Source organism: Azospirillum formosense, assembly GCF_013340925.1.
Classification (GTDB): Bacteria; Pseudomonadota; Alphaproteobacteria; order Azospirillales; family Azospirillaceae; genus Azospirillum; species Azospirillum formosense.
Genome location: NZ_WHOR01000306.1, coordinates 1 through 6,313 on the forward strand (window position 1 = coordinate 1; position 6,313 = coordinate 6,313).

8 protein-coding genes are annotated in these 6,313 nt (G+C 68.5%); 4 read left to right on the top strand and 4 right to left on the bottom strand.

The window, feature by feature from the left end; translation table 11 throughout:
- Positions 1-169 precede the first annotated feature (169 nt).
- Positions 170-508 (top strand): hypothetical protein, encoded by a 339-nt coding sequence (locus GBZ26_RS25665; RefSeq protein WP_174441266.1) that lies wholly within the window; start codon positions 170-172, stop codon positions 506-508.
- Positions 509-535: 27 nt separating this feature from the next.
- Here GBZ26_RS25665 and GBZ26_RS25670 read toward each other — a convergent pair whose 3' ends face one another.
- The 3 genes from GBZ26_RS25670 to GBZ26_RS25680 form a co-directional block, all read right to left on the bottom strand.
- A complete protein-coding gene (locus tag GBZ26_RS25670; RefSeq protein ID WP_174441267.1) occupies positions 536-778 on the bottom strand; it encodes a DUF1178 family protein in 243 nt (80 codons plus the stop codon).
- A gap of 112 nt (positions 779-890) precedes the next feature.
- On the bottom strand, positions 891-1,358 hold the full coding sequence (locus GBZ26_RS25675; protein ID WP_174441268.1) for a cupin domain-containing protein: 468 nt from the start codon (positions 1,356-1,358) through the stop codon (positions 891-893).
- 143 nt (positions 1,359-1,501) lie between these two features.
- The gene (locus tag GBZ26_RS25680; RefSeq protein ID WP_174441269.1) at positions 1,502-2,194 is read right to left on the bottom strand and encodes an endonuclease III domain-containing protein; all 693 of its coding nucleotides are present in this window, start codon (positions 2,192-2,194) and stop codon (positions 1,502-1,504) included.
- A 154-nt stretch (positions 2,195-2,348) separates the two neighbouring features.
- Between GBZ26_RS25680 and GBZ26_RS25685 the strand changes: the two genes are divergently transcribed.
- On the top strand, positions 2,349-2,681 hold the full coding sequence (locus tag GBZ26_RS25685) for a carboxymuconolactone decarboxylase family protein (RefSeq protein ID WP_425514936.1): 333 nt from the start codon (positions 2,349-2,351) through the stop codon (positions 2,679-2,681).
- Positions 2,682-2,705: 24 nt separating this feature from the next.
- On the opposite strand, the gene GBZ26_RS25690 is transcribed toward GBZ26_RS25685, so the two are convergent.
- On the bottom strand, positions 2,706-4,112 hold the full coding sequence (locus GBZ26_RS25690) for a tetratricopeptide repeat protein (RefSeq protein ID WP_174441271.1): 1,407 nt from the start codon (positions 4,110-4,112) through the stop codon (positions 2,706-2,708).
- A gap of 147 nt (positions 4,113-4,259) precedes the next feature.
- Here GBZ26_RS25690 and GBZ26_RS25695 point away from each other — a divergent pair, with 147 nt between their 5' ends.
- Both GBZ26_RS25695 and GBZ26_RS25700 read left to right on the top strand, forming a co-directional pair.
- Positions 4,260-5,501: an ABC transporter substrate-binding protein gene (locus tag GBZ26_RS25695; protein ID WP_246653858.1), complete on the top strand. Its 1,242-nt coding sequence runs from the start codon at positions 4,260-4,262 to the stop codon at positions 5,499-5,501.
- Positions 5,502-5,965: 464 nt separating this feature from the next.
- On the top strand, positions 5,966-6,313 hold a 348-nt coding region (locus GBZ26_RS25700), incomplete at its 3' end, for an ankyrin repeat domain-containing protein (RefSeq protein WP_174441273.1).

Here is a 6,313-nt window from a genome sequence, read left to right on the forward strand (position 1 = left end):
CCATGTGGGAGCGGGAGGTCGCGGCGGTGCTGGCGCCCGGCGAGGGCGCGGCGGTCCACCCGGCCTTGGAGGCGGCGGTGCCGCCCCCGCAGGCCGCAGCCGCGCCCCCCGGGCGCCGGCCCCCGCCCCCCCCGTCACGGCGTCCTCACAGGGACATGGACAGGGTCCGGTGCCGCAGGCCGCACCGCGGGCCAGCGTCACCGCGACCACCCCGTCCGGTCAGCCGGTGCCGGTGGTCGAGCCGGCGGCGGACAGCGGGTCGATGCTGCCGGGCTGGGCCGCCAACGGCGCCCGCTACGGCGTGATGGGGGTGATCGGGGCGACGGTGTTCGGCATCGGCTTCGCGTGGTGGCGCAGCGGGCGAGCCAACGCCTCGCGGCCGGCGCCACGCAACGACGGCCCGCGCGACCAGCGCCGCGAGCCGAGCTTCGGCAGCGGCCGCCGCCGGGAGGAGCTGACTACCGGCGCCCTGCCGCCGCTCAGCAGCGGCGGACGTGGCCGGCGGTAGGCCGCGGCCTTCTCAGGCACGCCTGTTTCAAGCCATCTGCGACATCGGGCACATGGCGTTGCCGCAGCCGGACGGGTTGCAGGCGGGCATCGGCGCGGGCGACGGCTTGGACGCGCCGACGCGCGGCGCCATGATCGCCTTCGACACCTCGGTTCCGCCGCAGGATGGGCAGGACAGGCCATCGGCCTTGCGTGTGTCGTAATCGGCCATGTTCTTGAACCATTGTTCGAATTCATAGCCGCAGGCGCAGCGCAGTGCATAAAGGATCATCGCGGGGTTCCTGGATGGAATGGGCTGCAGACGGGCGGCGACCATGGCCGAGCTTGGCCGTTGCCCGCGATGACGTGAATCAAGCCGCCGCGCTCCGGTCGGGCGAGCGGACTTATTGCGGGCGCTCCGACAGGGCGACGCCCTCCGCGCTGGGATAAACCGACAGCAGCCGCACCGGAGTGGTGCCGAGGTTGCGGCCGCTGTGCCACGCCGCTTGCTCGATGTAGGAATCGCCGGCCTTGTAGACCTGCGTCGGCATGCTGTCGCTGGCGATGGTCAGCTCGCCTTCCAAGATGTAGATGAACGGCGAGACGGCGTGGCGGTGGCGGATGATCTCGCCGCCGGGCGGCAGCTCGACCAGCCGCGCCGTGACCAGCGGCTTGCCGTCCGGATAGGCGAAGGCCTTGCCGTCCGCGGTGGTGGTCGCCTGAAGCAGGGTCTTGACGATTGCCCCCGGCGCCGCCGGCTTGTCCTGTGCCGAGGCCCCGCCGGCCAAAGCGATCAGCGTGGCGGTGGCGAGGGCAGCTGCCAGGGCGGCGCGATGGATGGCCGTCCTCCGCGAACAGGGTCTCACGATCATTGCGTGCGCTCCATGCCGTGGCCCTGGCGGGGCACGGGGTGATTGTCTATGGCGATGCATCGAAAATGGAGATACGGCATCGCGATATGCAACCATGTATCGCGACCTGCGGCGAAGTGCGGCATCCCGCTGCCGGCGACCACTCACCGGTGGGTCGTAACGCCCACCTGCCGGCACATGGACAGCATGGCGCAGGTCGAGCAGCGCGGGCGGTCGCCGGTGCAGACCCATTTGCCGAAGGGCACCAGCCGCTCGTTGATCTCCACCCAGTAATGGCGGGGAAGCAATTCCATCAGTGCCACCATGGTGCGCTCCGGCGTCGGGGCGGCGACGAAGCCCCAACGGTTGACGATCCGGTGCACATGCACGTCCACCGCCACCGCCGGAATGTCGAAGCCGATCGCCAGGGTCAGCGCCGCGATCTTCGGTCCGACTCCGTGGAAGGCCATCAGGGCGTCCGGCGTGTCGGGGACCGCACCGCCGTGCTCCGTGATGATGCGGCGGGACAGCGCCCGGATGTCGCGGGCCTTCGGCTCCGGGAAGGTCGCGCCGTCGAGCAGGCGGGTCAGCGCCTCCGGCGTCAGGGCGACCATCTGTTCCGGCGTGCGTGCCACCGCGAACAGCCGTTCGCACACAACGATGGTCGTTTCGTCGCGCGTCCGCGCGGAGATCAGGCTGCCCACCAGCTGCTCGAAGGGGCTGCCGTAGCCGCGGTCGCGCAGCGCGAACATGGCCGCCTTCGGACGTCCGGCCACGGCTTGGCGCAGGCGCCGGAACGCCTCGTCGATGTCGAAGGGGTCCTTGTCGGCGAGCGGGGGCGCGGAGCGCAGGGGCATGATCGGTCGCTGGCGTGGTGAAGGGAGCCACACCGAAACAGCGGGCAGGGCAGGGTTGCTCCCCATTCCCCTTTGCAGCACAACGCGATTTCTGTAAATTAGCAATATCTAAATTAGAAGGGAATTCTCAGCCATGGTGAAGGATTGGCCGCGGATGGCGAAGGATATGTCCGGCGCGGTGCGAGACCTGCGCGGCGGCGCTCCGGAGGTGATGAAGGGCTTCTCCGCCATCGCCAGGGCGGCGCTGGAGGCCAAGGCGCTGGACACGAAGACGAAGGAACTGATCGCGCTGGCCATCGGCGTGGCGACGCGCTGCGACGCCTGCGTCGCCTTCCACGCCCAGGCCGCCGTCCAGCAGGGCGCCAGCCGGGAGGAGGTGATGGAGACGCTGGGCATGGCGATCTACATGGGCGCCGGCCCGTCGGTGATGTACGCCGCCATGGCGACGGAGGCGTTCGACCAGTTCGCCGCGGGCCAAGCCGGCTGACCCCTGGGGTCCCGCTGGCCCCTCCTATCCGGCGCTGGAGAACAGCGGCCGGCGCAGGCGTCCGGCGGCGACATCGGCGCGCAGCGCGTCGACGTCCATGGCCTGGATGCGCTCCAGCTCCGCCTTGTTGGCGTCGATGAAGGGGTTCCGGTCAGTGGAGTTCTCGGGCCGCGCGTGCTCCAGATGGTAAAGCGGCCCGGGAACCCGCTCGACCCGCAGGCCCAGTTTGCGCAACCGCTCGACGATCTCGTCGTCCTCATAACCCCAGGAGACGAAGCGCTCGTTGTAGGCCCCGGCCGCCAGCAATGCCGCCCGGTCGAAGAAGGCGCCGCCGCCCGGCGAGTTGCGGTGCATCAGCGGAAAGCGCGGGCAGACCGCGTTCAGCGGCGCCGCCGACAGCGTGTGCCCGAACCGGTGAACCTCACGCCCCAGAATCCAGAAGAACAGCCCGTTGTAGGGAAAGGCCATGGCCGCCCCGCCGCGCACCGCGTCGCGGGCCAGCGCGTACTGCACGGGATCGACCACGACGTCGGTGTCGTGCAGGGCGACGATCGGGGTGTCCGCCGCCTCGGCCATGCGGTTGAGCAGGTGGGTCTTGTGGGTGAAGGGCGTATCGTTGCCGGTCAGATGCAGGTGTCGGCAGCGGGCGGCCAGGTCCGGCCCCAGCGCCTCGGCGACGTCGCTCGGCCCCGCCTTGTCCTCGCCGATGAGGACGGTGGTGTCGGCGTGCTTGAGTATGAACGAGACGATCCAGCGCAGGTTGCGCTTGCGGTCCGCGCTGTCGGCGCGGAAGGGGACCAGGACGGTGACGTCGCGCAGGTCCAGCCGCCCGTCCGGCCCGGCCCCGTCGAGGATCGCCCGGCGGGCGCGGTAGGCCGCGGCCTGCGCCGCCAGCCGGTCCCGCGACCCTTCGTCATGCGGGTCGATGGCGAGGGCCATCTCGTAGAAGGACACGGCGGCGCCGGGGCGGCCGAGGTCGGCCTCGATGTCGCCCTTCTGCCGCCAGCCGGGGACGAAATGCGGGTGGCGGGCCAGCAGCGGGTCCAGCACGTCCAGCGCCTCGCCGAGGCGGCCGATGGCCTGCAGGGCCTCGCTCAGGTGATATTCGGCGTCGGGGAAGTCGGCGCGCAGCGTCAGAGCCCGGCGGTAGGCGGCGATCGCCTCCTCCGTCCGCAGGGAGACGTGGAGCAGGGCGCCGAGGTTGAAATGAGCGTCGGCGTCCCCGCCGTCCCGCTCCACCGAACGCGCGATCATCGCCATGCCGCGCTCCCGGTCGCCGCCCAGCGCGGCGAGCAGGCCCAGCCGGTGCAGCGCCTCCGGGTTGTCGGGATCGGCGTCCAGGATCCGCCCGTACAGGTCCACCGCCTCGGCCCTCCGCCCGGCCTTCAGATGGTCGAGCGCGATGCCCAGCGCCTCCTCGATGGTCGCCATTCGGTGGGGTCCGTTTCGTCCGTGTGTCGCCTTCCGGTGGATTCCACTTTGACACAAAGGCAATTGCGGGGAAATCATCCGCTCCGGGACCACGCCTCAGGGAAACACCCGATAATGAACGATCATCGCATCAGCAAGAATGGGTCCATGGGAGGACTCACCCGCCGCCAGTTCGGCACCGCCGCGGCCTCGGTCGCCCTCTCGGCCGGCGCGCTCGCCGCCTTCGGCCGGGCGCCGGCCTTCGCGCAGGGCGCCGCGCTGAAGGTGGGCGTGCTGCTGCCCCGCTCCGGCCTGCTCGCCCAGGCGGGCCAGGCCTGCCAGCGCGGCGCCGAGATCGCGCCGGCCATCCTCGGCGAACTCGGCTACAAGGTCGAGATTCTGTCCGCCGACACCGAATCGAACGTGGACGTCGCCCGCTCGCGCGCCGAGAAGCTGATCAACGACGGCGCCAACGTCATCGTCGGCGCCTTCGACAGCGGCCAGACCGCCGCCGCCGCCCAGGTTTGCGAACAGCGCGGCGTGCCCCTGGTGATGAACATCGCCGCCGCCGACCGCCTGACCGAGCAGGGCTACAAGACCGTCTTCCGCAACTTCCCGACCTCGACCATGCTGGTCAGCAACGGGCTGGCGCTGATGAAGGACCTCTTCGCGGTCAGCGGCGTCACCCCGAAGACGGCGGTGTTCCTGCACGCCAACGACACCTTCGGCATGGCGAACAAGCAGGCGATGGACGCCCTGTTCCCCAAGCTGGACATGCCCTTCGGAATCGTCGACAGCATCTCCTACGACCCGAAGGCCCAGGATCTCGCGGTCGAGGTGGCCAAGGCCAAGGCGACGGGCGCCGAACTCGCCATCGTCACCACCCGCGCCAACGACGCCATCATGCTGGTGCGCGAGATGGTCAAGCAGCGCTGGGAGCCCAAGGGCATCGTCTCCCCCGGCTCGCCCGGCCTGTATGACGAGCAGTTCTACAAGGTGCTGGGCAAGTACGCCGACTACGCCATCACCAACCTGCCCTGGTACGACCCCAAGGCGGAGCTGACCAAGCGCGTCGAGGCGGCCTTCAAGAAGCAGTACCCGAACGACCGCTTCGAGGGCTACGCCTTCAACGTCGCCTTCACGCTGGAGGCGATCCTGGTCGCCGCCGACGCCTTCAAGCGCGCGGGCACCGCGGAGCCGGCCACCCTGCTGGAGGCGCTGCGCCAGACCAACCTGAAGGACAAGATGATGGTCGGCCCGGCCATCACCTTCGACGAGAAGGGGCAGAACACCCAGCTCGTCTCCGCCTGCCTGCAGAACCGCAACCTGCGCCCGACCGTGGTCCTGCCCAAGGGCTCCGCGGAGATGGACCCCGTCTTCCCGGCGCCGGGCTGGGGCAAACGCACCTGAGCAAGCCCTTGCTCCCCCTCTCCCCCCTGGGGAGAGGGGATAGGGACAGTTGCCGGAACTCAGCGTTACGGGATGTTTTCCTGGCGCCTCGGCAGGTTAACCGGAGACACTTTCCATTCATATTCAGGTATTCTGCTGCCGCGGCGGACACGCACTTCTGTGTGTTTGCACCATAGGACCCCGGCATCAAGGAATCGCGGATGGAAGCGATGGATCTATTGGGTGCGGGCGTAGTCGCGGGACTGGCTTATGGTGTATGGCGCGGTTGGAAAGCTCTCCCATCACCGGTGTTCCATGAGGGAAAACGTTATTATCGCCAACCCGATGGAACATACCGGACCCTTTGGGGACGGCGAGTGCGGAACTCTGGACTTCTGATCACTCTGGCTGCGTTAGACAGCGCGCGTTCCAAGTAGCCTTCATCACATGAATTAACTAATTTGCAGACGCCACAAGGAGATGCGATGAAGTTCCTGGCAGTAGCCGTGCTGTCGGCGATTGTTCTCAACAGCGCACCTGTGTATGCCGATGACTGGGATGACCTGTACGGTGCTCTCAACTCTGCAATGTGGCAGAAGAACGACCGGAGCCTGATCGCTCTCCTTGAGCAAGGAGTCGATATCAACACCCAAAACAGTGACGGCTGGACTCTGTTGCACATCGCAGCCGAGCAAGGCAAGCCCGCCTTTGTGCGCCTGTTGCTTAACCGTGGGGCTGACCCTACGATCAAGACCAACTACGGCAGGACAGCATTCGACGTTACCAGTTCCGCTCAGATCAAGCGGATGCTGACCGAAGCGATGGCTGTTGGC